Here is a 26,532-nt window from a genome sequence, read left to right on the forward strand (position 1 = left end):
ATGCTCTTAATTGTGCTGGAGGATTAATTGTCTATTGTAAGCGGTTTCATTGTAGGTTTTAACACTCAGCCCTATCATCCACCAACTTACCCAAGATACAAAGGCATACAATTCAGCATTCGCCGTAAATAATGGAAGCAAAAGCCCCACTTTCACTGTTGCTGCGACGAAGGCAATTCTGGCCAAATGGGTATCCTTGGAATATCGAAAAGCTTGTATGGCCGTCCAAATTCCCGTGGCCAAGATGGCAATGTATAACAACATTCCCAATACCCCGAGCTGAACGCCAAATATCAGAAACTGGTTTTCACCTCCAATTCTTAATTCATCTGTCACACCAGAGGCATTACCACTTGTGGCCAATCCAGATCCTAGGGGAGCGATCACCATTTGGTTAAAGGCCTCTATCCAAGCTAAAAGGTGCCCCATGCTAGATGCATTTTCAAAAGTCAGGGTATCCACTACGAAGTAATAAAATTCATCTGAGGAAAAATAAACGACATATATAACAAAGCCCAATATCAGCATTAACCCAAATTTGATCAATCCATAAAGCCTAAAAATCATCGCAATAAAACAAAGCATGATAAAGAAAGAAGCGAAAGATGCCCGGGATGCAGCAAAAAACAAACTGCCCAAAGCACAGACCATAATTGAGATAAACAGCCAAGACTGCTCTCGCTTAGACGTCAAATACCCGATCAACCCCACCGAAAAGCCGATCAAACATGAACTGGCCAAATCCAAAGGATCCGAGAAAAACGATGCCAGTCTCATCCCTGCGGTTTGCGTTTCAAACGTCCAAGTTAATCCATAATTCCCAGAGGGCTCTACATCATTAATGACACGATTATATAGGGCATATCCCGAAATATGCTGAAAGTGGAGGTGGGTGATTTTTTCAAAAATATTTAACCCAAATGCACTAACAAAAATGACCATAATCAACATAAACATGGTTCTGAACTCTCCGTCCTTTAAAGTAGTGTTCCTGCCAAAGAAGTACATTAACCCCATAATCAGGACATTCTTAAAGTAGATCGCTTTCGTCGTGAAATCGGCTGTTCCAATAGGAAGGATCAAGAAAATTGCACAGAGTAAGTAAAAGAGGAGGAACAGTTTGTCGGTAATCCTTAGCCGGTATGCATCATCAAAAATATTCTTTCGGTATAGGATAAAGGAAAGCAATGCCAATAACAGCACCAGCTCCTTCATATATTTAAAAACATTGGTTAGCAGCACTGAAGTGGTCGCTTGATAGGTAATGCTCAAGATCACCGTATAGGCAGGAAGAAAAAGGATCATAAAAAAAATCACCCATTCCCATTTGCCTTTGAAAACAATTTGATAAATCGTCACCATCAGCAAGGGTATGATATAGATCAGTACAATTAAAAAAAGCACAACGCGTAAATATAAATTTAAACGATCAACATTTTAGCGATAAGCCGTCACTGAGGCCTTTTCCCAACGCCCTTAATTTCTCCATTCTACGTCGAACCAGAAAGTAAAGGGCATATAGGGCCAGTTTAGCCAACTGGACGGGCCAAGCTACCAGTCCATGGGGAAAGCGAACGTGGTTTCGCAATTGGAACAGTTGGTTTCGGGTATTGAGGTAATGGACCTTGGGGCTTAGGACACCTTCTTTTCCCTTCTTTTTGGCTTTGGAAGAAGCGCCTGCCTCGTGGTAGATGACAGCAGCGGGAACCACGGCCAGGCCATATCCATGTTTCCGCATCCTCAAGGACCAGTCCACGTCCTCAAAATACGCAAAATAGTGCTCATTTAGCAGGCCTACTTCCCGGATTACCTCCGCCCTTGCCAAGATGCAGCAGCCCGTGATCCAATCCGTGGGATAGGGGGAAGAAAGGGCTTGTTTTTGGGTAATGGAGGTAGATCCACCGGTCCACCTATGGTACCTGCCACCGGCATTCCATACCTTTTCCCTATCGTGAAGGTAATACATCAGGGGCTGAACGGCCGCCAGCTTAGCATTGCCCTTAAGCTCATCCATCAAGTACGTCAAAAAACCCGGAACCACTTCGGTGTCATTGTTCAGCAGCATGATATAGGGGATGTTTCTTTCTAAGGCGTGCTTGATGGCCACATTATTGCCTCCGGTAAAGCCTAAATTTTGATCGTTTAGGAGATAGGTATGTTGCGGAAATTCGGCTTGTAGCCGTGCTGCGGATCCATCTTCAGAAGCATTGTCGACCACGATCACTTCCGCATCTTCCATTTCAGCGACTTGCAGTGATTTCAGGCAGTTCTTGGTATGCCCATAACCGTTCCAATTTAGGACGATAATGGCCACAGAAGGTGTCGCTTTTCCCATGGCCATCCTTTAGTAGTTTGGCGAGGCCAATTTCCACCCACTTCCCTTGTTTACCGTGACCACTGCTTCCAGGTCCTCCGCAAAAAAACCAAGGCGATTGCCCAAGTTGGCCAGTAGCCGGTATCCCTTATGCGGGCCAGAGAGGTCGTACGTTCGATAGCTATACTTTTTGACCTTCACCTCAAAATCATCACTCAGCATCTCAAAATATTCCTTGATCTCTCCTGCACTGTACTCTTTCCAGTGATGACCATAAGTCACGCTGTGATGGATCATCTCTACGCCAATTCCCACTCCTCGAAAACCCAACAGATTCTTCAATGTCCTGACATAGCCCGGCAGGCTCAAGCTATTTGGTGTGGAAATATAGATCAATCCACCGTCCTTTACCATGCCGTGAATGGCCTTCCAGAAGTTGATGGGATTAAAGGTAATATGCTCCATGATCTCCGTAAAAAGCACGATATCATAATGCTCTTCCTTTCCCGCAGGCACGGTCAAGGTGCTCAAATCATCTTCAATGATGGGATTAAGGCCATGCTTGGCAGCACGTTCCTTCACAAAGGGCAGCGACCAAAAGGCTGATACATCCATGCTGTCCACCGCACACCCCAATTCCTTCGCCAGGACGGAGGTATGCAGGTAATGGCTGCCGATGTCGAGCACTTTCAACTGTTTATGTTCTGCCTTTTTTCGAAGAAAATCATACACCCGGCCAAACCGCTTGTGGTGCACCTCAAAATAGGACATGTCCCCTTCATTGCCCGTGGCTGTAATTTCACTTTTCAGGGCTGCAATAAAGGCCTCTTTTTCAATCAAACTCATCTTTAGTGTTTTACGAGGCTGTCTCATAAATAAATAATCCGTCATCACGAGCGGAGTGAAGTGATCTCGATGTGCTTGCATTGCACGTATGACGAGATTGCTTCCTCCGATATCCATCGGAATCGCAATGACGAGGACTTATGAGACAACCTCTTTTCTTTTATTTGGGTGTATTCGTAAATATTGCCCCCGGATGCCATTACGATTATGTTTTTTAAATTCAATCTCGGTACACCTGCGATTGGTGCGCGATGGGCATTGGGGCTTGGTGACGGCTTACCGGACACCTCCTGAACAGCATGCATCGAAAATTATTCCCTATTTCCTTGGCTTACGGGGCGAGGGCTACCGGGCATTTCCATAAAACCCTCTGATCAGCTCAGGGCACTTTTTCAGGATAATCCAGCAGGTGAAAAGGAAAACAAACAATTCACTCATCACCATGGCCACGCATAATCCTACCGTCCCAAACAGGCTGGTGGCCGCTACTGTGCTCAGCAGCATCACCGTCAACATGATCCAAGAAGCGTTAAACAAGAGGTATTTCTTGTTGGCTATCAACAGCAAAACGGTATTGCCGGCATTTAAGCTAGCAATCATCGGCACCAAGACCAGTATTCGCAAATATAAAACGCTTTCCGGTAAGGGTTCTTTTGCCAAAAGCTGGATGATAAAGGGAGCCAATATCCAAATGATGCTCACCATCAGTCCGCAAAGGATCAGCGTGGTGGCATATACTTTTTTCATAAACCGAAAAAATCCCTGAACATCCGCTTCATAGAGTTTGGCGGCATTGGGATAAATCGCTTGGGCGATCAACGCCGGAACAATCCGCAGCACCAAGCTCACCCGCTCTGCCAAGCTGTACATGCCCAGCACTTCAGCACGAGCAAAGAAACTCAACACCACAATACCTCCATTCACCGCGATATGGTTTGCGAAGGACGACAGAAACAGGTAAATATTCTCCTTTAAGGAACCCATGATCCGCTGCCAACTGGAAAATGCCAGGGCAATGCGAAACTGGAAATGTACATAGGCGAGCAAGAGCAGGTTGATCAACACCGCCGACCCTCCAAAGAAGAAGTTCACCCACTTGGCATCTGCTGGACCTTGGATAAACAAGACGATTCCCGTAAGGTAAAGCAGCTTGCTAAAGACATTTGCAGCGGACACCAGCTTCATCTTTTCCATCCCCTGAAAAAACCACACCGGTAAGGTCGCCTCTGAAAAGAGCATCAGCAGGGAATACAGCAAGATCACCTGATATTCCGGAAACAAGCCAAAGCCCTTCACGGCCACCAGGAGTGACACGCTCGCCAGCAATGCCAACACCAACTTACTGGAAATCACGCTGGATAGGATCGCCGAAAGGGCTTTTCTGTCTTTTTGGTTCAAGGCCACATCCTTGGGACCGCTCAGGTTATAGCCAAAGCCCACAAAGACATTGGCAATCAAAATAACCGATAGGGCCAAGCTCACCAACCCAAATCGATCCACGCCAATGGACTGGATCAACAGCGGCATGACAATCAACGAAATCAGGATATTGGATGATTGGATGATCAGCAGAAAAATAAAATTCTGGACAGACTTGTGCCGGACAAGTTGTGAAAAAGGAATGGTAATGTACTTTTCGATCATCCTAAAGGGTTGGAAGATTGGATCTCATATCTCAAGACTCAAGACTCAAATCTACCTACTAGCTTCTCTAATATTCGCCTGATAAAGCCGGGTGATATACAGGTAAAAGAGCATAAGAACAAAGGCAATAACTCCACCGGCTACGATGCCCACGTACCATTTTAGCTTGCTTTCTTCCAAAGGATAGCGGGGCCGGTCGATGATCTGGATAAGGGGGGAATTGTTACGGTGATTGATCTTGGCGACTTCGAGGTTTTTGATAATCTCTTCGTAGGCACTGCTGGATACACGGATATCCACCTGCTTGCGTTCTGCATCCACCACTGCCTGTTGCATGAGGGGATTGGGGTTGGGACGCTTGTCCTGCAGCTTGGCATATTCCTGGAGGTCATGGTCCAATACTTTGCGGACGCTATCCGCTTGGGATTGGAGGATTTGAAGGTTTTCGGCGGTCTTTTTGGTCTTGGTTTCGAAGTAAAACTGGTTGACATTCTCGACCAGTTTTTCATTATAGGCCTTGGCAAAGGACTCATCCTTGGAAGTGGTCGTCACCTTGATGATGCTGAGCTTACGGTCTGGCTTGTCCACACCCAGTTCGCTCTCTCGAATAAGCTGGGCGATTTCTTTCATGACACTGTCCTGCTCCACGGAAAAGGCTTCTCTGGGCAAGTTAAAGTCCAAGGCTTCAAAATCCACCTTATCCGCCCATTTATCATCTAGCTCATGAAATGAAATGTACCGTTCTACCAAGCGCTGACCATCGATGTCCTCTGCAGGGCTGAGCAAGGTCTTGATGAGCATATTGTCCGAGCGGTAAAGTTCCATGATATTGTCACCTTGGAAGAGTCCGCTGCTGCTTCCCAAGGAACCCAAGTTGATGCCTGCCAAGCTGGCCAATCCGGATAAACTTCCCATACTGCTTCCACTGGATTCTTCCAGAACGAAAGAAGTAGCGGCGGTGTACTTTGGCTTTTTCAGCCATGAAGCGACTAAGCCCAGTACGGCACCTACCAAAACGGCCAAGATGATGAGCCTGGCTTTGCTCCGAAAATAGTGCAACCAGCCCTTTCCACGAAGGATTAGCTCGCGGAAGGTAATTTTATCGTCGATGATGTGCTTTTGATCTGCCATTAGTTTCCTGATCCGTTGTTAAAGTTGATCTGGGAGATGACCAGTGCCAACGTGGCCAATCCAGAAGTCAAGCCGATGATTTCACCGATCCTTAAGGGCACCCGAGGGCCCTTGGAAGGCACAATTACCTCTGATCCAGGAGCCACCTTTGGATAGGATTTGAGCCCTAGGAAGCTTTTGGTACGTGCCACTTCGCCATTGGCATAGACCACGTAGGTCCGCTTTCGCTTGGCCCTGCTGTCAAAACCACCTGCCCGGTCGATATAGTACTTCATGGAACGGCCATTTTCATAGCGAACGGTCGTAGGATAGATAACATCCCCGCGCATGCGAACCGTCTGTAGCTGCTTGGGCACGCTGATGATGTCACCTTCTTCCAAGATAAGGTCAAATTTTGACCCTGGCTGTTCCATGATTGCCTCCAAATCGATGGCGATCGCCTCGGTTTCTTTGATCTTAATCGAAGTACCTTCTCCTTGGCTGATATCATGGAGGGTTTCTTCCCGGCTTTGGGCAATGAGGCTCCTTCTTTCCTCTTCGGTCATTCCCCGCTTGGTCTCTTGCGCCAGTCGGTCCATTTGGCGGGCTTGGGCCTCCGACGGATCTTGGCTGATGATGCGGTCCAAAAGCTTTTCGAGGTGCTTTTGTCGCCTGTATTGCTCCGATTCGGTATTGAAATATTCTGTCCTGCGGATCAAGGTGGCACCAGCCGGATAAGCATAGCCTGTCAGCCCACCTGCACGGCCAATGACGTCTGAAATACGCTCCTCAGTATCTCGAAGGGCAAACTCCCCTGGTGCATTCACCTGGCCTTGTACCTGTACAATGCGCTCCAATGCAAAGTTGGGCTTGCGGCGGACGATGAGGTTATCATACGGTTTCAGGGAAATGGCATTCCCGTCAATGGCCAATCCATCCTGTAAATTCACCGGGATAAGCTCCGCAATTTCGCCGTTTTCTCGCCCATCCTGGATTCTTCGGGCAATTTCCACATCTTGGCGGGAAGCCGACTCGGTAAAGCCACCGGCCTGCTGGATCAAGTCTTCGGCGGTCATTCCCTCGGAATAAGGATAAATCCCTGGATCCCGCACTTCTCCGGAAATTTTCAGGTAATATTCATCTTTCAAATCATAAATGGAGGAGATGCGGATGATATCATCGGCCTCCAACGAGACATCTTGGTCCCCTGCCATCACGGCCTTTAAGTTTACCGGAATCACCGATGTGGAAAGGTCTTCATGGGTCCTCAAAATACTCGCCCGGTCCAGGTATGCATCCCCGCGCAATCCATCCGCCCGGGTGATGAGCTGGGAAAGGGTCAGCCCTTCGGACAAGGCATAATTCCCCGCCCTGAACACGGCACCTTTCAGCTGGACGCGGTTGTTGTAGCGGTTGAGGACCGTACCGATGGTATATTCATCACCTGCCTTTACGGTAAATATTCCGAACTGGCCATTGTAGATGTCAGAAACCGTCTTTTCCTTTTGCGTAAACCGCGTAACACTGACCTTGTTGGTATAGGCATTATCGGTAAAGCCTCCGGCAAAGGCAAGCACATCCTCAAAGGTTTCCCCAGGCTGGACTTCAAAGGTCATCGGACGCTTTACAGCACCACGCAACGTAACACGGGAAGCATAAGGCTCCACCATGATGACATCCTGGTCCTGAAGCTGAAAGCCCATATTGGCTTTTCCATTGACCAAAAAGTCATAGGCATCCACCGTGGCCACCTGTTGGTTGTTCCGAAATACCTTGATGTTTCGCATGGTGCCGTTGGTATTGGGGCCACCTGCTGCATAGAGCGCGTTAAACACCGTACTGAACGCACTCAGGGTAAAGGTCCCCGGGAGCCTTAATTCCCCGACCAAGTGCACTTTAATACTCCGCACATTGCCCAGTGAGAGTTGCATAAAAGTACTGGGATTATCCCCTTGCATATCAGCATAAAACCGTGAAAGCCGATTTTTGACCACCTTGGTAGCCTCCGAAATGGAAAGCCCTGAAAGGCCAATGGGGCCAATATTTTCTAAAATCAAATTGCCTTCCGGCGTGATGGTGGACTCGTAGTAGTTTTCGGAAGCACCATACACATCTACATAGAGCAAATCTCCCGGCCCCAGCACATAACTGGACGGCGTGGCCATGTTTAGGTTGGGCTCAAAGGTCAGCTCACGCTCTTTCTGGTAAAAGAGGTCCAGTCCAAAATATGATGGGTTGTTTTTTTCCTCCGCAGCAGGCCCTTGATGGGCAATGGTACCTTGCTGAATTTCTGTATAATCCTTCTGCTGCCTAGGTTCCCTTTTGGAAAGTGACGAACTGCTTCTTGCTGGAGCACTGTCCATCGCAACTTCCTCGATCCGGTCCGACAGCTTTTCCACTTCCGCCTCCGCCATGCCGCGGGAGCGTGCCATTTCCAACAGTGCTTCTTTTCCCAATCCGGCATCTTGGGCTTTTTTGACCAGTGCCTTTACCTGATCATCGGATAGCTCATCTACTTTGATGGAAGCTACATCCGAGATGGATTGTGCAGCCGCTTCTTGGGGAATTGCCAAAAGCAAGGCCAAGCCCATCATGGCCTGTACCAGCACCAAATTCAAAAATTTTATCATTATTCCTGATTTGTTTAAATTATTGTGGGCAGTAGACACAGCTTCGCCACGTCACCCCCATCATTAGTGACCAATGCATCAATTTCCATCATCTAATCACGAAAATAGAAAACCACCGTAAAGATAATTATTCCCTGTGATTGAGGGCAATCTTTGCAATGAAATGCCCTGCTTATGCTAATCAAATTAGACCTGTAACCGGAATTGCCACCTGATCCGCCGCTGCATAAGCTTCCATGCCGTTTAGTCAGGGGAAATTTTATAAGTTAACACAGATTTGTTATGGCTTTAGCATCCTGTCCGTGTTTATCCGTGGTAGAATAGAAACAACAAAAAAAGCCCGGACGAAATGTCCGGGCTTTGAATAGGTTGTATAAAGCAAATCCAGTCTTATTCAGTCGTTGGATTTTGAATGATGTTATCATTGGCATTCAACTCATCAATAGGGATTTGCCACTGCCAATTGACCGTTCCAGCTTCTTCAAAGAACTTGCTGTTGATGACATTTGCTACATGGTTACCGCCTCTTCTGTCCAAAGGCAGGTTCAAACGCTTAAGGTCATAGAACCTGAAGCCTTCTCCCCACAGCTCCACTCGACGCTGGATCATGATCTCGTCGATCAGGGCTTGGCCGGTATTGGTGCTTTGGGTGTATTCTGGATCCCTGGCAGAGGCCAGTTCAAACAAGGCTGCTGCAGCACCGGCATCATCGCCTGATCTTGCCAAGGCTTCTGCCTCGATCAGGATCATTTCTGCTGCCCTCATATAGGGCACATCCCCCACAGAGCTACCATTTGCTTGCGCCACAAACTTGCGGTTCATGTAATCCTCTTTCGAGAAAGACCCCAAGGTCACCTCATCGATAAACGGATCCCTTAATTCAGGATCAGAGGCATTGGCATCCCACAATCTTTTTCTATAATCCGTCTCGCTGATTTGGTCATAAAGTGGTTGGAAAATCGCCTTAGGATTTCCTCGAATATTGGTAGAACTAAAGTTTACCGACATATAGGCAAAGAAAGAAGCGAAATAGGTTTGCTGAATTTCGATCTGATGGAAACCCCACATCCATTCGGGATTGGTATAATCGTTAAAGCCTGCAAGCAGGTCAGATTCACCCATCAAGTCAAAACCATCTCTTGCCGCATTGGCTACCGTCGCGGCTTCTGCAAACCTACCTTGCGTCAGCAATACCCTGGCTTTGATTCCCCTGGCCACGTTGATGTTCAGGTGGGAAGCATTGTTTCTGCTTTCATCCAAAAGGGCAATGGCATCGTCCAAATCCTGGTTGATCTGCGCATAAACCTCTTCTACGGAATTACGTGGACCGCCTTCCGTGATGGGCTCCAATACGATTGGCACACCCATTTGGTCATTATTGCCATTATAGGCATAGCGCTCTGCAAATATTTGCACCAAGTTAAAGTGTCCCCAGGCCCGGTAAGCCAAAGCCTGCCCTTTGATTTCGTCGCGTTCTTCCTGAGTTCCTTCTGCCGCATCAATTTTATCGATCAGCATGTTGGCGTTACCGATAATCTTATAATAGAATTTCCAGACAAACTCCACATCAGATGGTGTTTCAGAAATGTGCCGCTGCCAAGAGGCCATAGATACAAACCAACCGTTTGCCTGACTGGTCATGACCAAGTCTTCTCCCAACACTTCACGCATGATCATCACGCCATGTTCGCCCGGTTGCCCTTGGGAATCATAACGGAGTGCCATAGCACGGTGAATGCCGTTTAGCGCCGCCATTGCGTTGCCGGTAGTGGCAAATGCAGACTCTTCGGACACCGCATCAGTCGGTGTAGTATCCAAGTAATCACTGGCACAGCCAATGTTTACCATCAAGCCCAATAGAAATATTTTATGGATTAATTTTTTCATGTTAATTCTCATTTAGAAGCTTACATTAAGACCCAACGTGAACGTCCTGGCTGGAGAGTAAGTATTGGAAGTCGTTCCATTGAAACTCTCCGATACAAACATTCCCTTTCTTTTTGAAAGCCAACCAAGGTTTTCTCCGGCAATAAATACCGTGGCCTGGGAAGCATCTACCTTGCCTAGGATGTCTTTTGGTAATCGGTAGCTCAGGTTAATGGACCTTAGGTTCAGGTAAGAGCGATCGATGAGCCACCGGTCTGAAGACCCATTGGTCTCAGTCGAATTGATATTGTCCATCCTTGGCACATCCGTCACGTCACCAGGCTGCTGCCATCTACCCAGCGCATCGGTGTGAAGCGCATCCCCATCAGGGCTGGAGCTCATTAGGCTGGCATAAAGGCCATCATAAATCTCACCTCCCACGGAGAAACTCACCAATACACTTAACTCGAAGTTTTTGTAAGAGAATGTATTCGCCAATCCACCAGAGAAATCTGGAATCGCCGTACCGGCAAAATGCTGTTTGGCATTGTCGTATTCAGTCGTCAGGGTATCTGTACCTACAATCATGACATCATCCCGCACCTCGCCATTTTGGTTGAGGTATTCATTAGCGGTATAAAGCCCATACCCTGTCTCTGGATCCACACCTCTCCAGTCTCTCAGCCAGTAGTCGTAAATCGATCGGCCTACGACATATTTTTTGGTGCCGTTGATCTGCTCATCAAATGGCAACTTCTTGAACTTATTGGTAAAGGTCGAAACGTTCAAGTTAGCATTCCAAGTAAAGTCCTGGTTTCGGATGATGTCCCCTTGGATTTGGAATTCCACGCCGCTATTGGCCATGGTACCGATATTGATCGGTCTGCTTTCCAAACCAGTCGTAAGGGACAATGGTACATCAAACAACAAGTTTTCAGAAACTCGGTAGTAATACTCCAAGGTACCGGAGAAACGTTTTGCGAAAGCAAAGTCCAAACCGACATCAAAAGTATTGTTGGATTCCCATAGCAGCTCTAAAGCAGACAAACTTCCTTGAAGAATACCTGGCTCCAAGGCGTTGTTATTGTCCAAGTTATAAAGCGCTTGCCAAGGGTAGTAATTTTGGGATGATCCCGAAAGCAAACCATCATTACCTACTTCACCATAGGAAGCCCGAAGCTTCAGCATGTCGAAGAAATCGGCATTGAAGAATGCTCCTTTCTCGATGTTCCATGCACCGGCCACAGACCAGAAGGTACCCCATCGTACGTCTTCGTAAAACCTGGAAGATCCGTCTGTCCTGATCGAAGCAGATAGGGAGTACTTGTCATCATAAACATAGTTAAACCTAGAGAAATAAGATTCGATTCGGTAAGTGTCTACACGGCCATCTGCAGCGCTGGTCACCACGAAGTTATCCGGCTCGATATTGCCATCCAAGATTTGTTCTTGCTTGGCCAAATACTGGTAATTGTATTTGTAATCATAATTCTCATGCGCCACCAATCCTTCAAAATAGTGTTTGGTATTGAAGGTATTCGCATAGCTCAAAATCTGGTTGAAGGTCAAGGCGTTTCTTCGGACATTGGTACGATTGGCCCTACCGGCAGGTGCACCATCACCGACAATTTTGTTATCGTATTCGATGCCAAGATGCGAAATCATATCAGTCGATATGTTCGTACGTAAGGTAAAGTCTTTCAAGAAACTTACTTCTGCATACGCCCGCGCACTGATTACGTCCCGGTCATACAGGTCTTCGTTCAATAACGTTTCTTGCACCACGTGACGACCTACCGAAGCACCTGGACCACGTCTAACGGATCCTAGGTCGGTCATGTCTCCTGTATCATAAATACGCTGACCATTGGCATCCAAGATATAACCACCGGTCTGTTGGTTTTGAAGGTAAACCGGATAGATCGGGCCCATATTTCTGGCGAAAAAGAATGGGTTGACATAACTGGAGTTACCAGAGGTACGGGAATTGTTACCATCTGCCATGGTGGCGGAAAGGTTGATACCTGTTTTAAACCAATCGGTGGCCTGCGTATTCACATTGATACGACCGGTAAACCGTTCAATATCGGTTTTAAGCAAGAAACCCTTTTCGTTCAGGTAACCTACAGAGGTATAGAAATCTGTCTTTTCTGTTCCTCCTGAGTACGTCATGTTGTATTCTCCACGGTTACCGGTTCCGATCAATTCATCGTACCAATCAAGATCGGTAAAGTTATTGACGGCATTGGAGTTCAAGGTACCATCTAAGCCTACGATTTGATCATTTGGAACATTATAGATATTATATCCAAGTTGTTCGATCAAGTTTTCAGAAGCATACTGGCTTGCAGCACCATCTTCAAGGCCATTTGAAGTCATTTGTCCATGCTTGAGGGATTCCCATACCAGTGGATAGTACTGTGCGGCATTTACCCGGTCGTATTCTGGCAATGCGCGGGAAGAAACACCTTGTCTTACCGAAAGGTTAAAGGTAGATTTTTTGGCGCCACCTTTTTTAGTGGTAATCATGATGACCCCATTGGCTGCACGGGCACCGTAAAGGGCCGAAGAAGAGGCATCTTTCAGCACCGTTACATCTGCGATATCATTCGGGTTAAGGTTAGAGATGTCCCCGGAATAGGGAACGCCATCCACGACATAAAGCGGGTTTTGGGAAGCATTTACAGAACCGATACCTCGGATCCGGACAGTGGGGCTTTCGCCTGGCTGACCGCTGGCAGAAGTGGTGATCACACCAGCAGCCTGTCCTTCCAATACGTTGGTCACACTGTTGATGGGACGATTGGCGATTTTGGCTTCCTTGATGGCCACTGCAGAGCCGGCAAAATTGCCTTTTTCAGCAGAACCATAAGCCACAACGATTACTTCTTCCAGGTTTTGGGTATCTGGAGAGAGGGTGACATTGACAGTAGATTGGTTGCCAATGTTTATTTCTTGGCTGCTATAGCCAATAAAGCTAAATACCAAGGTATTTTGGCCTGCAGGTACCTCTATGGTATACACACCATCCAAATCGGTGATGCCACCCACAGTGGTTCCTTTTACCAGTACGTTTACGCCTGGCATTCCATTTGGCTCCTCTTCAGAAGTCACTTTTCCCGTTACGGTCCGGCTTTGGGCCCAAACCGAGGAAATAGTAAAGAGAGCTAAGATGAGACTTAGTAAACTTTTCCTCATACGATTGATTTTAAATATTTAATGTTGTCTTTGTAGAATTATTCAGTAGACTATTCATTCTATCATGAATAACTCATATGGAAATATAAGGTAGTTTTTATTAATTATTTATGAAAAATTAACAATTATTATCTTTAAGACCACGAAAATGCGTGGATAAAACACATGAATTATAGAATTCTACGCTTTCAAAAATCAGACTTTTCCAAAAAAGCTTTATTTACATTTTGCCTTATTGCAAGTGATAATAGGAATATTTTGAAATAAGTACAATCAATACATCATTGATATTTCACACCAGCATGGGTGTTTTTTTCCCAAGGCTAAGGGTAGATATTGCCATTTTGCGATTGATCGGTTAAAAAACAAACTTGCTCCTTTATATGTACCTTTTAAAGGGAAAGTATAATGGTTTCAGGAATCAAAAACCGAAACTTCATCATTCAGAACAGTTTTTACAGATCTCGATTTGCTTCCGGTCTTCCAGCAACTGCTTTCTAAAGGTATTATAAGCACCAGTGGACCAAATATGTGAGAGCGCCGTTTCTCCAAGATTTCCCATTTTATGGCTGGCATCTTTATCAAAGCAGCACGGCACCACATCGCCATCCCAAGTCACCACAGCCCCCTGCCACATGCGCCAGCATTTATTACGAATGGGCTTTTTGAGGATCCATTTGCCATTTTTTTGTGGCAAATACCGGGAATAACGGAGATCCTTGGGGATTAACTCCGACCCCTTCTCGTAATCGTAAATTTGGGCAGTTTTGAGTTGAAGTTCATCCACCGCTAGCGCAGCAGCCAGTGCCCTGATAGCGGGAAGCTCATGTTCATTTTTCCCGGTAACCAAAAACTGAAAGATCACTTGAGGAAATCGCTTTCCAGATGCCTTTCGCTCCTGAAGAAGCAATGCAATGCCTTCTTTCACCCGGTCCAATTTTCCGCCGATCCGGTATTGTTCATATACCCCTTGTGATGCCCCGTCCACGGAAACGATCAGCTGTTTTAGCCCAGATGCCAAAACCTTGGGCACCGTCTTTTTGGTTAAAAAGTGGGCATTGGTAGAAGTCGCGGTGAATATCTTACGCTCGTCCGCGTAGCGCACCAGGTCCAGCAATTCGGGGTGCAAAAAAGGCTCTCCCTGAAAATAAAGGTGTAGGTAAGAAAGGTGACCTTGGCTTTCTTGGATGATCTTTTGATACAGGGCCTTATCCAGCATGCCAGTCGGCCGTGTAAAACTCCTTAAACCTGACGGGCATTCCGGACAGCGTAAGTTACAGCCAGTGGTAGGCTCCACCGATAAGGCCGTGGGAAGGCCTTGCATATGGGGCCTTTTCACCAACCTGGACCAATGAAACGACCCGTACAATAAAAATACGTTTACGATTTTTTTCCAGGTCAAGTACCGGAGAAAGGCCTTGGCTAAAATAAACTTACTCTTCACTGTCGCAGCTGTCATGGCTGCCAAATGTATCAAAAATGTTACAAATGAGACAAGATAAGAGCAAGAAAAGCCTGGGCCTAGCGCCTTTTGGCTTTAAAGGATTTGATGATCTCCATGAAGTCTTTTTGAATGGATTCCGCAGTAGCTTCAGGTGCCGTGGTCGTGATTTTAAATTGCTGCCCCAAACGAGGGTACATGTAAAAATAATGAATCAAGTTCCCTTCGCCGGTTTCTGATTTGAATTTTGCCCAGAGGGCAGTGGTACCGTCTATCTGCACTTTTCCCTTTTCGATCACCTTAAAGCCCTCCACACCCTCTGCCACATTATACTGGAGCTCAAAATTAAAATCTTCCTCAAAAGCCGGTGTGTCTCCCAGCGACGATACGTAATCGTTCCCTTGGGGGCCCTGCACATAGGTAAATGAGACATAAGCATCAGCATTGCCCGGCGCATGGAGTTGGTAGGTGTAGCCGTCGTCCTTTATTTCCCAGCCAGAAGGCTTGTCATAGCTAAACTGGATACTGGGATCATTTACCACCACCCGCTCTTGGCCAAAAGCCATGACGGGCCCTAGGTTAAGGCAAAAAAACAGGATCGCTTTCAGTGTCATCTTGTAACTCGGTTTGGTTCGTTCATACCGTAACGCAATAAAAGTGCCCAGGTTATTCCGCTACCATTTTTGCACGGATAAAGGCCAGTTCGTCCTCTATATTGACGGCAAAATAAATCATATTGTCTTTCACAAAAGAAGGCCTCCATGCCATTGGAAAATCTTCCAACTCATTTTCAGCTATCATCTCCAAATGATCATCAAAAACGGTCAGGACCGTATTCCAATTAGATTGGTTGACATCTTCTCTAAACACGGTTAATCGATAGTACAGGCCTTGCGCTGGATCGTATACAGGTTGCCCAAAATTCAGTTTACGCCCAATATCCTTACCAATTTCATTAAATTCCTCTCGTGATCCTGCATTGGTTTTCCTTAGAGGTTGCTGACGATTAGGTGTTATGGTACTCTCATATTGATAGTGGTACAATGAATCTTTCCGCGTGTCGTAAAAAAATAGCTCGTTGATCGCAGAATTCGAAATCAATATTTTCCCAGGTAAATATTGAAAGTGAAAACTGGCTGATCGTTTTGAAATGCCTCCATTTACTTCATAGGTAACTTGGTAGGCGTTAATCGCCTCAATTCCTTTTACGGGAATCTTCGTGAGGGTCCTGCTCGGGATATCTACCTTTGCTATCCCTTCTGGTCCTTTTGAAAAATCCGAATAATAGGAAAAATAAGTACGGCCCTTTGCATCAATTCCTCCAGATGTGTTGATCCTTTCATAGGCGCCCAAGGTGTCTCCTTTTAGCGTCTCCTGATCCAACCGGAACTGATCTATCTGTTGCCTTTCTTGATCAAAGAGCCGGATATTGCTATTGAAGTCATTGATCATAAAATTCCCCTCACCATAATAATCAATCCTCGAAACTTGGCTGCCGGTGCCATTTGGGCCATCTCTTTCCAACTTCACCTGCTGTTCCAGCACCATCTTATCGAGGTCTATCATGTCGATATGATTCAACTTCCAGTTAAAATTGAAATAATACCGCCGATTATCACTGACATCTATCCTGCTACTTTGATTTTCTACCAGAATGATTTCCTCTCCCGGATCTACCATTAAGGTATCTACTACTTTGAGGGAATATGTTTGTTCACCTTTGGAAGCAACCGTTTCATGGGAACCCTTTCCCGAGCATCCAAAAATCACTAATAAATAGATGACAAAAGTTAGTTTATTCATAAAAAACAGGTTAAAACAATCTGACTTTCAATATAATGACTTTCTCTTTTACTACCAAAACATCTGTTTTGCCAGCAATGACCAAGAAATGCTTTCTTAGTCCGGATCAAGCAATACTTATGGGAGGATGAATGTTGACATATTCTTATGAAAGATAATTTCAAACCGTTAAAACAATGGTTTTCCTCTTTTCGCACGAATGGGTTTTAGCGGGAAGTTGTGGGGAATAGGAAGGGAAATGCGGCTAAAACGGGAGACGTTGGATGGGCAAATTTACCAAGGGCTGCACCCATGGCTAAGAATGTGTCGCCCCTTTGGAGCTAACTTTCGAGCACATAGAAGACATAATGATAGCTACAAAACACCTTATATCCTGTATTCAGCCGCTCCCCAGATTATACTATGGCGTAAAATATGATCAAGCGATAATAATGGAGTACTTATACGAGGGCATTACAAATGCTCTGCCCTACCGTCCACATTTCAAATGCGGACTAGATGTCTATTGGAGCAATGATACATTCCTTTCCATCCAGGACCAGCGCACACTTGGTGTCTTTGTGACATTTTGATACGTGTACCTGCTGTGTTAGCAGCCTCTATGCTATGAAAAGCTCGCCGCCGTTCTCAAGACTCACTACTCCCCTAAAGGAGCCAATACCCCAAGCTTGGACACAAAATCCCAGATGGCAATGCCCATGCTCACGGAAATGTTCAGGGAATGTTTGGTGCCCATTTGGGGGATTTCCAAGACATGATCACTGGCCAGGATCACTTCTTCCTCCACACCAAAGACTTCATTCCCAAAAACCAACGCATACTGCTCGCCAGCCTTCGGACTGAACGTGTTCAGTTTGGTACTTTCTTCCACTTGCTCCATCGAACAAATGGTAAACCCTTGTTGCTTTAAACTGGCGATAGCATCCAAGGTGCTTCCTGCATATTCCCATTCCACGGAATCCGTGGCTCCCAGAGCCGTTTTCTGGATATCACGATGGGGCGGAGTTCCGGTAATGCCACAGAGATAAATCTTCTGGATACGGAACGCATCCGAAGTCCGAAATGCCGAGCCGACATTGTTTAAGCTTCGGATATTGTCCAGCACGATTACCAAGGGAATCTTATCAGATGATTTAAACTCATCGACGGACAGGCGGTTAAGCTCGTCCATGCTTAATTTTTTCATTCGGTTTTTGTTTACCTTCTTGAATCGATTAATTTCAGCCTTTGATATAATTACCAAAAGTAACACAATAGATTTAAATCCGGTAGAAGATGGCCAAAGCAAAGGCAAAAGCAGCGAAGGAAACGCCCCTAATGAAGCAATACAACAGCATCAAAGCCAAACATCCAGGCGCCTTGCTGCTGTTTAGGGTAGGGGATTTCTATGAGACATTTGGCGAGGATGCCGTCACGGCCAGCAAAGTCCTCGACATCGTCCTCACCAAGCGTGCCAATGGTGCCGCCAGCCATATTGAATTGGCCGGATTTCCCCACCATTCACTGGACAGCTACCTTCCCAAGCTCGTGCGTGCCGGTAATCGCGTGGCCATCTGCGACCAGCTGGAAGACCCCAAGGAGGTCAAAGGCATCGTCAAAAGGGGCGTCACCGAACTCGTAACTCCCGGGCTGTCCTTTAACGACAATGTCCTTGACAAACGTCGCAACAATTACTTGGCCTCCATTTATTTTGGAAAGCAGGACCTTGGAATTGCCTTTCTGGATTTGTCTACGGGAGAATTTATGTGTGCCGAGGGCAACGCCTCCTACATCGAAAAACTCTTGCAGAGCTTCAGCCCGTCGGAGATCATATACTCCAAAGCGGACAAGACCAAGGCCGCTGAATTGCTCAAAGACGACTTCACCACCTTCCATTGTGAAGACTGGGTGTTCCAATACGATTACACCTATGAAAAGCTGACCGATCACTTCCAAACGGCCAACCTAAAGGGCTTTGGCATCGAAACCCTGGAGCATGGTATCATCGCCGCCGGCGCTGTGCTATACTACCTCGAAGAAACCGAACATAAGGAAGTAAAACACATCGCGGCGATTTCCCGCATCGCCGAAGAGAAGTTTGTTTGGCTGGATAAATTTACCATCCGAAACCTTGAGCTGGTATATCCGCAGCAAGACGGCGGGGTGCCGTTGATCCAGATCCTGGACCAAACCGTCACCCCCATGGGCTCGCGGATGATGAAAAAATGGATGGTGCTGCCCTTAAAGGAAAAAGCGCCCATTGAAGAGCGCCTGAAAGTCGTGGACCATTTCCATGCCGAGCAGGAGCTGGCCGAGGAAATCCTCAGCCACTTGAAACATATCGGTGACCTGGAGCGGATTATCAGTAAAGTAGCGGTAGCCCGGATCAATCCCCGGGAAATGAACCAGCTGAAAAAAGCCCTTAAAAGCACCTTGCCCATTAAGGAGCTGCTTAAAAAGCAAAAAAATCCTTCCCTCAAAAAGTTGGGCGATCAAATCAATGCCTGTGAATTTCTACTGGAAAAAATCGACAAAGAGCTGAAGGAAGACGCCCCCATGCTCACCCATCAAGGAAACATCATCTGCGATGGTGTAGATGCCGAACTGGACGAATACCGAAAGCTGTCCACTTCCGGCAAGGACTACTTGGTGCAGATCCAGCAGCGCGAAATCCAACGTACCGGCATCAGCTCACTGAAGATCGCCTATAACAAAGTCTTCGGCTACTACCTGGAAGTCTCCAATACCCATAAGGACAAAGTTCCTGCCGAATGGATCAGAAAGCAGACGCTGGTCAATGCCGAGCGGTATATCACAGAAGAGCTGAAAGAATATGAAGATAAAATCCTCCATGCAGAGGAAAAACTGGTGGTCCTGGAGCACAAGTACTTTAACCTGCTCGTGCAAAGTGCCGGCGAATACGTCACGCAGATCCAGGAAAACGCCCGGATCTTAGCCACGGTGGACTGTTTGCTGTCCTTTGCCAGTGTGGCGGCCCGAAACGGCTATTGCCGTCCAAAAGTGGCCGATACCGATACCCTGGAAATCAAAGACGGCCGTCACCCGGTGATCGAAAAGCAGTTGCCCGTCGGTGAGGATTACGTGCCCAACGACATCTACTTGGACAACAGCACCCAGCAGATCATCATCATCACGGGGCCCAATATGGCCGGTAAGTCGGCATTACTCCGGCAGACCGCATTGATCGTGCTGATGGCGCAGATGGGGAGTTTTGTGCCAGCCTCTTATGCCCGTATCGGAATCATCGACAAGGTGTTTACGCGGGTAGGGGCATCGGATAACCTCTCCAAGGGAGAATCTACTTTTATGGTCGAAATGACCGAAACGGCCAGCATCCTCAACAACCTCTCTGACCGCAGCTTGGTATTGATGGACGAAATCGGCCGGGGGACCTCCACCTATGATGGGATTTCCATCGCTTGGTCCATCGTAGAATTCCTGCACAACCATCCGAAGTTCAATGCCAAAACACTGTTTGCCACACACTATCACGAGCTCAATCAGCTGGCAGAAGACTTCCCCAAAGTCAAAAACTTCAATGTTTCCGTGAAAGAGGTAGCCGATAAGGTCATCTTTATGCGTAAGCTGAAGGAAGGCGGAAGTGAGCACAGCTTTGGGATCCACGTGGCGCAAATGGCCGGAATGCCTAATCCAGTGGTCTTAAGAGCCGCAGAAATCATGGGCCACCTGGAAAAGGACAAGGACATGCACCAACAGCAAGAAAAGATGAAGGACGTGCCCAAAAACAACTTCCAGCTGAGCCTTTTCGAAATCGATCCAAAGTTCAAGGAAGCCCAGGAATTATTGGACAGCATAGATATTAACACCATCTCTCCTGTGGAAGCCCTGCTTAAACTCAATGAGATCAAGAAAAAGCTAGATTAAAAAATCCCCTTGAAAATCAGCAGGGTAAGGGATTTCGCTGAAAAAATCAAAAAAATATTAAGTTCGATATTTGCTGTTTTGAAAAAGCTGCGTACATTTGCACTCACAATGACGGAGATAAAACGGTCACCGTCAAGATTTCATCTCAAGCGAAAGTAGCTCAGCTGGTAGAGCACAACCTTGCCAAGGTTGGGGTCGCGAGTTCGAATCTCGTCTTTCGCTCTCAAGAACCCTTGAAAGAAAGGGTTTTCTTGTTTCTGAAGTTATCTTTTTTTGTCAGAGCAAGTTTTAGCTCATTACTTCTATGCCAAATAGAAGAAGCCGGGATGGTGGAATTGGTAGACACGCAAGACTTAAAATCTTGTGTCCATTAGGACGTGCGGGTTCAAGTCCCGCTCCTGGTACAGAAAAGCCGCGTTATCGCGGCTTTTTGTGTTTTAGCCCATCCAATATCCACAAAGCCAAGGTTCAAACAGATCAAGCCATATTTCTGGGGGATAAGTTTCATTGTTTATCAGGATACTCATACGCCACAAAGGCACTAAGCCACAAAGCCATTATAAATTTCCATAAGCCTACGTTACAGCATCCACCTAGTGTCTTTGGGATTTTATGGCCTTTTAGTTAACCAACAAGCCCTCGTTTGCAACGAGTGGCTTACCGGGCATGGCATTTTTAATGCGCTTGGAAGTTTATAATCCACAACGCTCCTCAGGATTTACAATCTTCTTTTAGCCGAATTTTAAATCCCGACCATTTGGGAAACCCTCTTCATGGCCATGGGCAAGTAAACGGTAACCTCATTTTAAGCCACGGATAAAAGGGATGAACACAGATGTGCCAAGGCTTAAACACCCCATCTGTATACATCAGTGTTCATCCGTGGCAAAACAGAAACCAAAGGTGACAAAAAAGGATCAAGCCATATTTCCGGGGAATAAGTTTCATTGTTTATCAGGACACTCATACGCCACTAAGGCACTAAGCCACAAAGCCATTATAAATTTCCATAAACCTACGTTACAGCATCCACCTAGTATCTATGGGATTTTATGGCCTTATTTTTATCCGGGGTGCTAACATTAAGCAAACTGCCAGCTCCAACTTTTTCACTTGATCTCCATCTGTGTACATCAGTGTTCATCCGTGACAAAAAAGAAACCAAAGGTGGCAAAGCATCGGCATAGCCACCAAAATGGGCTAGCCTTCCTTGATCCGAAATTTGGTTCAATAGTCATCCTTCGACTCCCTGACCTCGCTGGGCAGGCGGCACTCACCACAAAGGAGGTGAAGTACACGGCTGGTTTGCTCTGGAACTACCCGAACTAATCCCTGTAGAGAAACCAGATACTGCCTCGAAATCATTACATTTGTGTTGAATTTTGGATAAAAACCCATCATCCAAAATCATAATGCGCCAATGTTACGTTGTTTACCTAAACCAATCATGCAGGTAATGCAAAGATTTACACGATCCCTTAGGGCATTTTGGCCCCTTCTGCTTCTTACTTTTAGCTGTTTGGATGATGCTTCCAATCAGCACCACGCCTTGGTCAATGTATACTTGGTGGACGCCCCTGGAGATTGGGATCAAGTGTTTTTGGAAATCAAACGGGTAGAGGTATTTGTCGAAAGCGGAAACAGTGCCGGCACCGAAGAATGGATACCGCTGGATTACCTTCCCCTCAGCAACATGGTAAACGTAAGTGCCTTGGTCAATGACACCAAACTTATCTTGGGCAGGGGAGAGCTTCCCTTGGGCCAAATAAGCCAAGTAAAACTCGTATTTGGCGATGGACAGTACATCATACAAGACAATGAAAGACTTTCGCTACAGTTTGCTGACCCCGAAGATAAAAATTATATCCACGACACCAATGTACCGTTAGCAGGTGGCAGGTCTTACGATCTGGTCTTGGACCTTGACCTCAGTCGTTCCGTAAAGGCCAACCCAAGTGATGAACAAGGATTCCTGTTCTCGCCGGTCATGCGGGTCTTTGAAAACATCAACATGACCAAGATAGAAGGCAAAGTCACCCCCGTCGAGGCTTGGCCTTATGTATACGCCATACTCGATCAAGACACGTTGGGCACCCTTACCGACAGCTTGGGCAACTTCACTTTTACAGGACTGGAAGCGGCAACGTATCAAATTTATATTGCCCCAAGGGCTCCTTATTTGGACAGTTTGACCACTGTCACGACCAAAATAGACTCCACATCCCAGCTGGAGACCATCACCCTTCCAATCCCCCAAACCCCTGAGGAATAACCTTTACCATGGCTATGACTGCAGACGAAAAATACATGCTTCGCGCACTTGAACTGGCGGAATTGGGCAGGGGTCATGTGAGCCCCAACCCGATGGTAGGTTGCGTGATCGTTTACGGCGACCGCATCATCGGCGAAGGATACCACATGCAATATGGCGGCCCTCATGCGGAGCCCAATGCCGTAAACAGTGTCACCGACCCGACATTGCTTCGGGAGGCGACCGTATATGTCACTCTGGAGCCTTGTGCGCATTTTGGCAAAACCCCTCCCTGCGCCAACCTCTTGGCCGAAAAGCAGGTCAAAAAGGTGGTCATTGCAGCGGTGGACAGTAATCCACTGGTAGGCGGTAAAGGCATCAAGATCCTCGAAGAGGCCGGGATTGAAGTGGTCACGGGAATCCAGGAACAAGCCTCCAGAAAGCTAAACAAGCGCTTTTTTACAGCCATTGAAAAAAACAGGCCCTATGTCATCCTGAAATGGGCACAGACCCAGGACGGATACATCGCCCGCTCCAATTACGACAGCAAATGGATCTCCAATAGCTACAGCAGACAGCTCGTACACAAATGGCGCACGGAAGAAGATGCCATCATGGTGGGCACCAAAACCGCTTATTTCGACGATCCGAGGCTCAATGTGCGGGATTGGCAGGGAAAAGACCCGCTGAGAATCGTCCTGGACAAGCAGCTTACCCTGGACAAGAACCTCCACCTGTTTGACCAGCGCATCCCCACGATTTGTTATAACCTCATCAAAGACGAATCCGCTCACCACCTGACGTATGTCAAACTGAAAGAGCACTTCGGCATCGACGACATCCTCAAAGACCTCCACCAGCGTAAAGTACAAAGTGTGATCATCGAAGGAGGAAGTTATTTGCTACAAAAGTTTATCCAAAGTGAACTTTGGGATGAAGCACGGGTGTTTACTGGCCAAAGTACATTTGAAAACGGCATTTCGGCTCCCAAGCTGAATCAACAGGCCTCCGAAACGCTTGACATCATGGGAGATCGACTGGAGATTTTCGAGCGGAACACATCATCATCCTAAAATTAAAAATATGGCTGAATCCATTTTCCTTCCCGAAGCTGCCACCAAGGCAGAAAAATATGAGGCACTCTTGCCACAGCTCGAAGCACTCACCACGGGTGAAAGCGACCTTACCGCTAACTTAGCCAATATCTCTGCTGCCCTCAAGGAAGCTTTTGGCTTTTTTTGGGTGGGCTTTTACCTGGTAAAGGACGCGCAACTGGTACTGGGGCCATTCCAAGGGCCGATCGCCTGTACCCGTATCCAATACGGCAAAGGCGTCTGTGGGGCCGCTTGGAAAGAGGGCAAAACCCAACTGGTACCGGATGTGGATGCCTTCCCCGGTCATATTGCCTGCAGCAGTGCCTCCAAGTCAGAAATCGTCCTACCTGCCCTTAAAAACGACAAGGTCGCCTTGGTCCTCGACATCGACAGTGATCAATTAAACGACTTCGACGACACTGACGCAGCGCACTTGGAAAAACTGATGCGAGTGATTGAACGATTTCTTTAACTCGTTCTTCTTTTCTCCACAAGGGATCACAATTTGTAAACTCCCAATGCTCCTACGTCGCAAATGCAGCTCCTCCAAAATCAAAAAGAAGATAAGAAGCATACTACACGTTTGGGGCATTGGGGTGAACGAACCCCAGACCCTACTTCACCGCCATTTCCTTGCCAGCAGCTTCTGGGCTTTTGGAAACGGGATCATTTAAGGCCTCGATAAAAGCCACCAACGCAGCCTTTTCCGCCTCTGTCAATTCCAACTTGTCCGTGGGCAAGGTTTGGTTTTCAAGTGCGATGCCAATTCCCACACCGCCTCCACGATCATAGAAGTCGATCACTTCTTCCAACGTGTTGTAGACTCCATTATGCATGAATGGTGCCGTCAATGCCGCATTGCGGACAGTAGGGGTTTTGAAAAAATGCTTTCTCTCTTCGGTATGATACACCTCATACCGCCCAAGGTCCTTATCGATCGTAGCATTGATGGTGTCATTGGCATTTGGCACTCCGATCAGTTCTACTTCTGACTCCTTAAATGCCACAGGCACGGTGCCGTTAAATACCGGTGGAAAATGACATGTGGCGCATTTGGCTTTGCCCATAAAAAGGTTAAATCCTTGGCGCTCATCTGCCGTTAGGGTCTGCTCAAGTCCATTCATGTTTCGGTCAAACTTTGAATTAAACGGCACCAAGCTCCTGATATAACTGGCGATAGCATTGCGCACATCCCCCTCTAATACCGTATCCTTTTGATAAAGCTCATGGAAAGATTTGACGTAGTCCGCATCACTGGCCGCTACCTGCTGAAGGTGATCCAGGTCGGTATGAAATTCGTTGACATTGGTCGTAACGTCCACTATTTGCCCTTCCAAGCTGCCGGCCCTGTTATCATAGAAAAATCCTTTTTGCAGGGCGGCATAAAACAGCGTCGGGCTGTTCCGGTGATTGCCCAAGGCAGTCTTCCGGCCATCGGTAAACTGCTTGTCCGGAAGATGGCAGGTGGCGCAGCTCATGTTGGCATTCAGCGAAAAGGCCTTTTCATGAAACAGTTTTTTGCCCAAGGCCACTTTTTGCTGGTCCAGTGCTTCAAAATTCTCAGACGAAAAATAGCTGAGGTTAAACGTTTGGTCCGAAAATAGGGACGTCGCATCATTCCGGATGGCCTTTTCAAAAGGAAACGTCACCCCCCAATCTTTCACCACCTCATTCCACATGCCGAGCATGGGCTGGGTATGTGCTTTGATAAAGCCGTACCGATCAAAAGTACTAAAATCACCTTGAAGGGCCGTGACACTATTGTCCAGGGCTTGGATCACCCTTTCATAAAGTGCCTGATCCTTGAAATGGCCTCGGTACAGGGTTATCATTTCCTCCAGGCCAGCATATACATCACGGGCCTCGGCCAATGATTGCTCCAGCACCGGACTGTCAAAGCCCGTAATTCCCGTCAATGCTACGCGCACAAACCCATCCCGCACCATCCACAGGACATGGTAAGGCTGAACAAAATCAAATGAGGTGTTGTCATGGAGCAATTTCATCCGGGCAGCGGTCACGTTAGCGGTCTTGCTGATCGACTCCCAATCAGGGTTTTCCACAAAGATGCTTTCTTCCAAAACCTGGAAGCCCTTTGGGGATTTAATTTTGATATCGGTAAAATCCTCTTCTTCGATCTTGGGAATGTTGGGTTGGTTTAAGAACTTATAATTTTCGGAATCCATAAATGCCAAAATGGGCTCGGCCATCTTAAAATGTTTGCGGGCATTCAGGAAATAGCCTTCCACTTTCTGGGGATCTTGCGATTGGGCAAGGCTGTCCAGGTGTAAAAATGAGGCCCTGAGGTGGCCATAATACTGCGCAGCCAGTTGATCGATCGGCGCTTCATCGTGGGTGGTATCAGCTTGCCTGTTGCAGGCTATAAAACAGGATAAAAAAACCAAAAGGCCTATGAATCCATAAGCCTTTTGGGATAATAAATGACGCAT

Annotated in this window: 17 protein-coding genes and 2 tRNA genes; 6 read left to right on the forward strand and 13 right to left on the reverse strand. The window is 46.9% G+C overall.

Annotated features, from left to right (window positions below; translation table 11 throughout):
- Positions 1-6 precede the first annotated feature (6 nt).
- From ECHVI_RS04580 to ECHVI_RS04635, 12 genes are all read right to left on the reverse strand, one after another.
- Positions 7-1,404 carry an O-antigen ligase family protein gene (locus tag ECHVI_RS04580; protein WP_245553424.1) on the reverse strand — a complete coding sequence of 466 codons (1,398 nt, stop codon included), beginning with the start codon at positions 1,402-1,404 and terminating at the stop codon, positions 7-9.
- A gap of 25 nt (positions 1,405-1,429) precedes the next feature.
- Positions 1,430-2,335, reverse strand: coding sequence for a glycosyltransferase family 2 protein (locus ECHVI_RS04585; RefSeq protein ID WP_015264786.1), 906 nt, complete (start codon positions 2,333-2,335; stop codon positions 1,430-1,432).
- Positions 2,336-2,344: 9 nt separating this feature from the next.
- Complete coding sequence (locus ECHVI_RS04590) at positions 2,345-3,160, reverse strand: class I SAM-dependent methyltransferase (RefSeq protein WP_041738317.1); 816 nt, start codon at positions 3,158-3,160, stop codon at positions 2,345-2,347.
- A 345-nt stretch (positions 3,161-3,505) separates the two neighbouring features.
- Positions 3,506-4,804 (reverse strand): oligosaccharide flippase family protein, encoded by a 1,299-nt coding sequence (locus ECHVI_RS04595; protein ID WP_015264788.1) that lies wholly within the window; start codon positions 4,802-4,804, stop codon positions 3,506-3,508.
- 51 nt (positions 4,805-4,855) lie between these two features.
- A complete protein-coding gene (locus ECHVI_RS04600; protein WP_015264789.1) occupies positions 4,856-5,935 on the reverse strand; it encodes a GumC domain-containing protein in 1,080 nt (359 codons plus the stop codon).
- A complete protein-coding gene (locus ECHVI_RS04605) occupies positions 5,935-8,544 on the reverse strand; it encodes an SLBB domain-containing protein (protein ID WP_015264790.1) in 2,610 nt (869 codons plus the stop codon). The genes ECHVI_RS04600 and ECHVI_RS04605 overlap by 1 nt, the downstream gene beginning before the upstream one ends.
- Before the next feature lie 390 nt (positions 8,545-8,934).
- Entirely contained in the window at positions 8,935-10,431 is a 1,497-nt protein-coding gene (locus tag ECHVI_RS04610) for a RagB/SusD family nutrient uptake outer membrane protein (protein WP_015264791.1), read from the reverse strand.
- A 12-nt stretch (positions 10,432-10,443) separates the two neighbouring features.
- The gene (locus tag ECHVI_RS04615) at positions 10,444-13,608 is read right to left on the reverse strand and encodes a SusC/RagA family TonB-linked outer membrane protein (protein WP_015264792.1); all 3,165 of its coding nucleotides are present in this window, start codon (positions 13,606-13,608) and stop codon (positions 10,444-10,446) included.
- A gap of 439 nt (positions 13,609-14,047) precedes the next feature.
- A complete protein-coding gene (locus ECHVI_RS04620) occupies positions 14,048-15,067 on the reverse strand; it encodes a radical SAM/SPASM domain-containing protein (RefSeq protein WP_015264793.1) in 1,020 nt (339 codons plus the stop codon).
- Between the two features lie 62 nt (positions 15,068-15,129).
- Positions 15,130-15,663, reverse strand: a complete 534-nt coding sequence (locus ECHVI_RS04625) for a hypothetical protein (protein ID WP_015264794.1) — start codon at positions 15,661-15,663, stop codon at positions 15,130-15,132.
- Between the two features lie 52 nt (positions 15,664-15,715).
- A complete protein-coding gene (locus ECHVI_RS04630) occupies positions 15,716-16,852 on the reverse strand; it encodes a DUF4221 family protein (RefSeq protein ID WP_015264795.1) in 1,137 nt (378 codons plus the stop codon).
- 637 nt (positions 16,853-17,489) lie between these two features.
- A complete protein-coding gene (locus ECHVI_RS04635; RefSeq protein WP_157501213.1) occupies positions 17,490-18,038 on the reverse strand; it encodes an RNA methyltransferase in 549 nt (182 codons plus the stop codon).
- A gap of 89 nt (positions 18,039-18,127) precedes the next feature.
- On the opposite strand from ECHVI_RS04635, the gene mutS reads away from it, so the two are divergent.
- The 6 genes from mutS to ECHVI_RS04665 all read left to right on the forward strand — a co-directional run bounded on the left by mutS (position 18,128) and on the right by ECHVI_RS04665 (position 24,554).
- Entirely contained in the window at positions 18,128-20,737 is a 2,610-nt protein-coding gene (mutS, locus tag ECHVI_RS04640) for a DNA mismatch repair protein MutS (protein WP_015264797.1), read from the forward strand.
- A gap of 149 nt (positions 20,738-20,886) precedes the next feature.
- A tRNA-Gly gene (locus ECHVI_RS04645) sits at positions 20,887-20,959 on the forward strand.
- Positions 20,960-21,057: 98 nt separating this feature from the next.
- A tRNA-Leu gene (locus ECHVI_RS04650) sits at positions 21,058-21,141 on the forward strand.
- A gap of 1,052 nt (positions 21,142-22,193) precedes the next feature.
- Positions 22,194-23,009 carry a DUF4382 domain-containing protein gene (locus tag ECHVI_RS04655; protein ID WP_157501216.1) on the forward strand — a complete coding sequence of 272 codons (816 nt, stop codon included), beginning with the start codon at positions 22,194-22,196 and terminating at the stop codon, positions 23,007-23,009.
- Between the two features lie 14 nt (positions 23,010-23,023).
- A complete protein-coding gene (ribD, locus tag ECHVI_RS04660) occupies positions 23,024-24,061 on the forward strand; it encodes a bifunctional diaminohydroxyphosphoribosylaminopyrimidine deaminase/5-amino-6-(5-phosphoribosylamino)uracil reductase RibD (protein ID WP_041739437.1) in 1,038 nt (345 codons plus the stop codon).
- A gap of 10 nt (positions 24,062-24,071) precedes the next feature.
- On the forward strand, positions 24,072-24,554 hold the full coding sequence (locus ECHVI_RS04665; RefSeq protein WP_015264800.1) for a GAF domain-containing protein: 483 nt from the start codon (positions 24,072-24,074) through the stop codon (positions 24,552-24,554).
- Between the two features lie 142 nt (positions 24,555-24,696).
- Here ECHVI_RS04665 and ECHVI_RS04670 read toward each other — a convergent pair whose 3' ends face one another.
- A complete protein-coding gene (locus tag ECHVI_RS04670; RefSeq protein WP_015264801.1) occupies positions 24,697-26,532 on the reverse strand; it encodes a cytochrome-c peroxidase in 1,836 nt (611 codons plus the stop codon).

Source organism: Echinicola vietnamensis DSM 17526 (assembly GCF_000325705.1).
Taxonomy (GTDB): Bacteria; Bacteroidota; Bacteroidia; order Cytophagales; family Cyclobacteriaceae; genus Echinicola; species Echinicola vietnamensis.

Bases quoted from the DNA above. Each gene is read 5' to 3' on its own strand.
- ECHVI_RS04585 (WP_015264786.1), bottom strand. From the start codon at position 2,335: ATGGGAAAAGCGACACCTTCTGTGGCCATTATCGTCCTAAATTGGAAC.
- ECHVI_RS04590 (WP_041738317.1), bottom strand. From the start codon at position 3,160: ATGAGTTTGATTGAAAAAGAGGCCTTTATTGCAGCCCTGAAAAGTGAA.
- ECHVI_RS04595 (WP_015264788.1), bottom strand. From the start codon at position 4,804: ATGATCGAAAAGTACATTACCATTCCTTTTTCACAACTTGTCCGGCAC.
- ECHVI_RS04600 (WP_015264789.1), bottom strand. From the start codon at position 5,935: ATGGCAGATCAAAAGCACATCATCGACGATAAAATTACCTTCCGCGAG.
- ECHVI_RS04605 (WP_015264790.1), bottom strand. From the start codon at position 8,544: ATGATAAAATTTTTGAATTTGGTGCTGGTACAGGCCATGATGGGCTTG.
- ECHVI_RS04610 (WP_015264791.1), bottom strand. From the start codon at position 10,431: ATGAAAAAATTAATCCATAAAATATTTCTATTGGGCTTGATGGTAAAC.
- ECHVI_RS04615 (WP_015264792.1), bottom strand. From the start codon at position 13,608: ATGAGGAAAAGTTTACTAAGTCTCATCTTAGCTCTCTTTACTATTTCC.
- ECHVI_RS04620 (WP_015264793.1), bottom strand. From the start codon at position 15,067: ATGACAGCTGCGACAGTGAAGAGTAAGTTTATTTTAGCCAAGGCCTTT.
- ECHVI_RS04625 (WP_015264794.1), bottom strand. From the start codon at position 15,663: ATGACACTGAAAGCGATCCTGTTTTTTTGCCTTAACCTAGGGCCCGTC.
- ECHVI_RS04630 (WP_015264795.1), bottom strand. From the start codon at position 16,852: ATGAATAAACTAACTTTTGTCATCTATTTATTAGTGATTTTTGGATGC.
- ECHVI_RS04635 (WP_157501213.1), bottom strand. From the start codon at position 18,038: ATGAAAAAATTAAGCATGGACGAGCTTAACCGCCTGTCCGTCGATGAG.
- mutS (WP_015264797.1), top strand. From the start codon at position 18,128: ATGGCCAAAGCAAAGGCAAAAGCAGCGAAGGAAACGCCCCTAATGAAG.
- ECHVI_RS04655 (WP_157501216.1), top strand. From the start codon at position 22,194: ATGCAAAGATTTACACGATCCCTTAGGGCATTTTGGCCCCTTCTGCTT.
- ribD (WP_041739437.1), top strand. From the start codon at position 23,024: ATGACTGCAGACGAAAAATACATGCTTCGCGCACTTGAACTGGCGGAA.
- ECHVI_RS04665 (WP_015264800.1), top strand. From the start codon at position 24,072: ATGGCTGAATCCATTTTCCTTCCCGAAGCTGCCACCAAGGCAGAAAAA.
- ECHVI_RS04670 (WP_015264801.1), bottom strand. From the start codon at position 26,532: ATGCGTCATTTATTATCCCAAAAGGCTTATGGATTCATAGGCCTTTTG.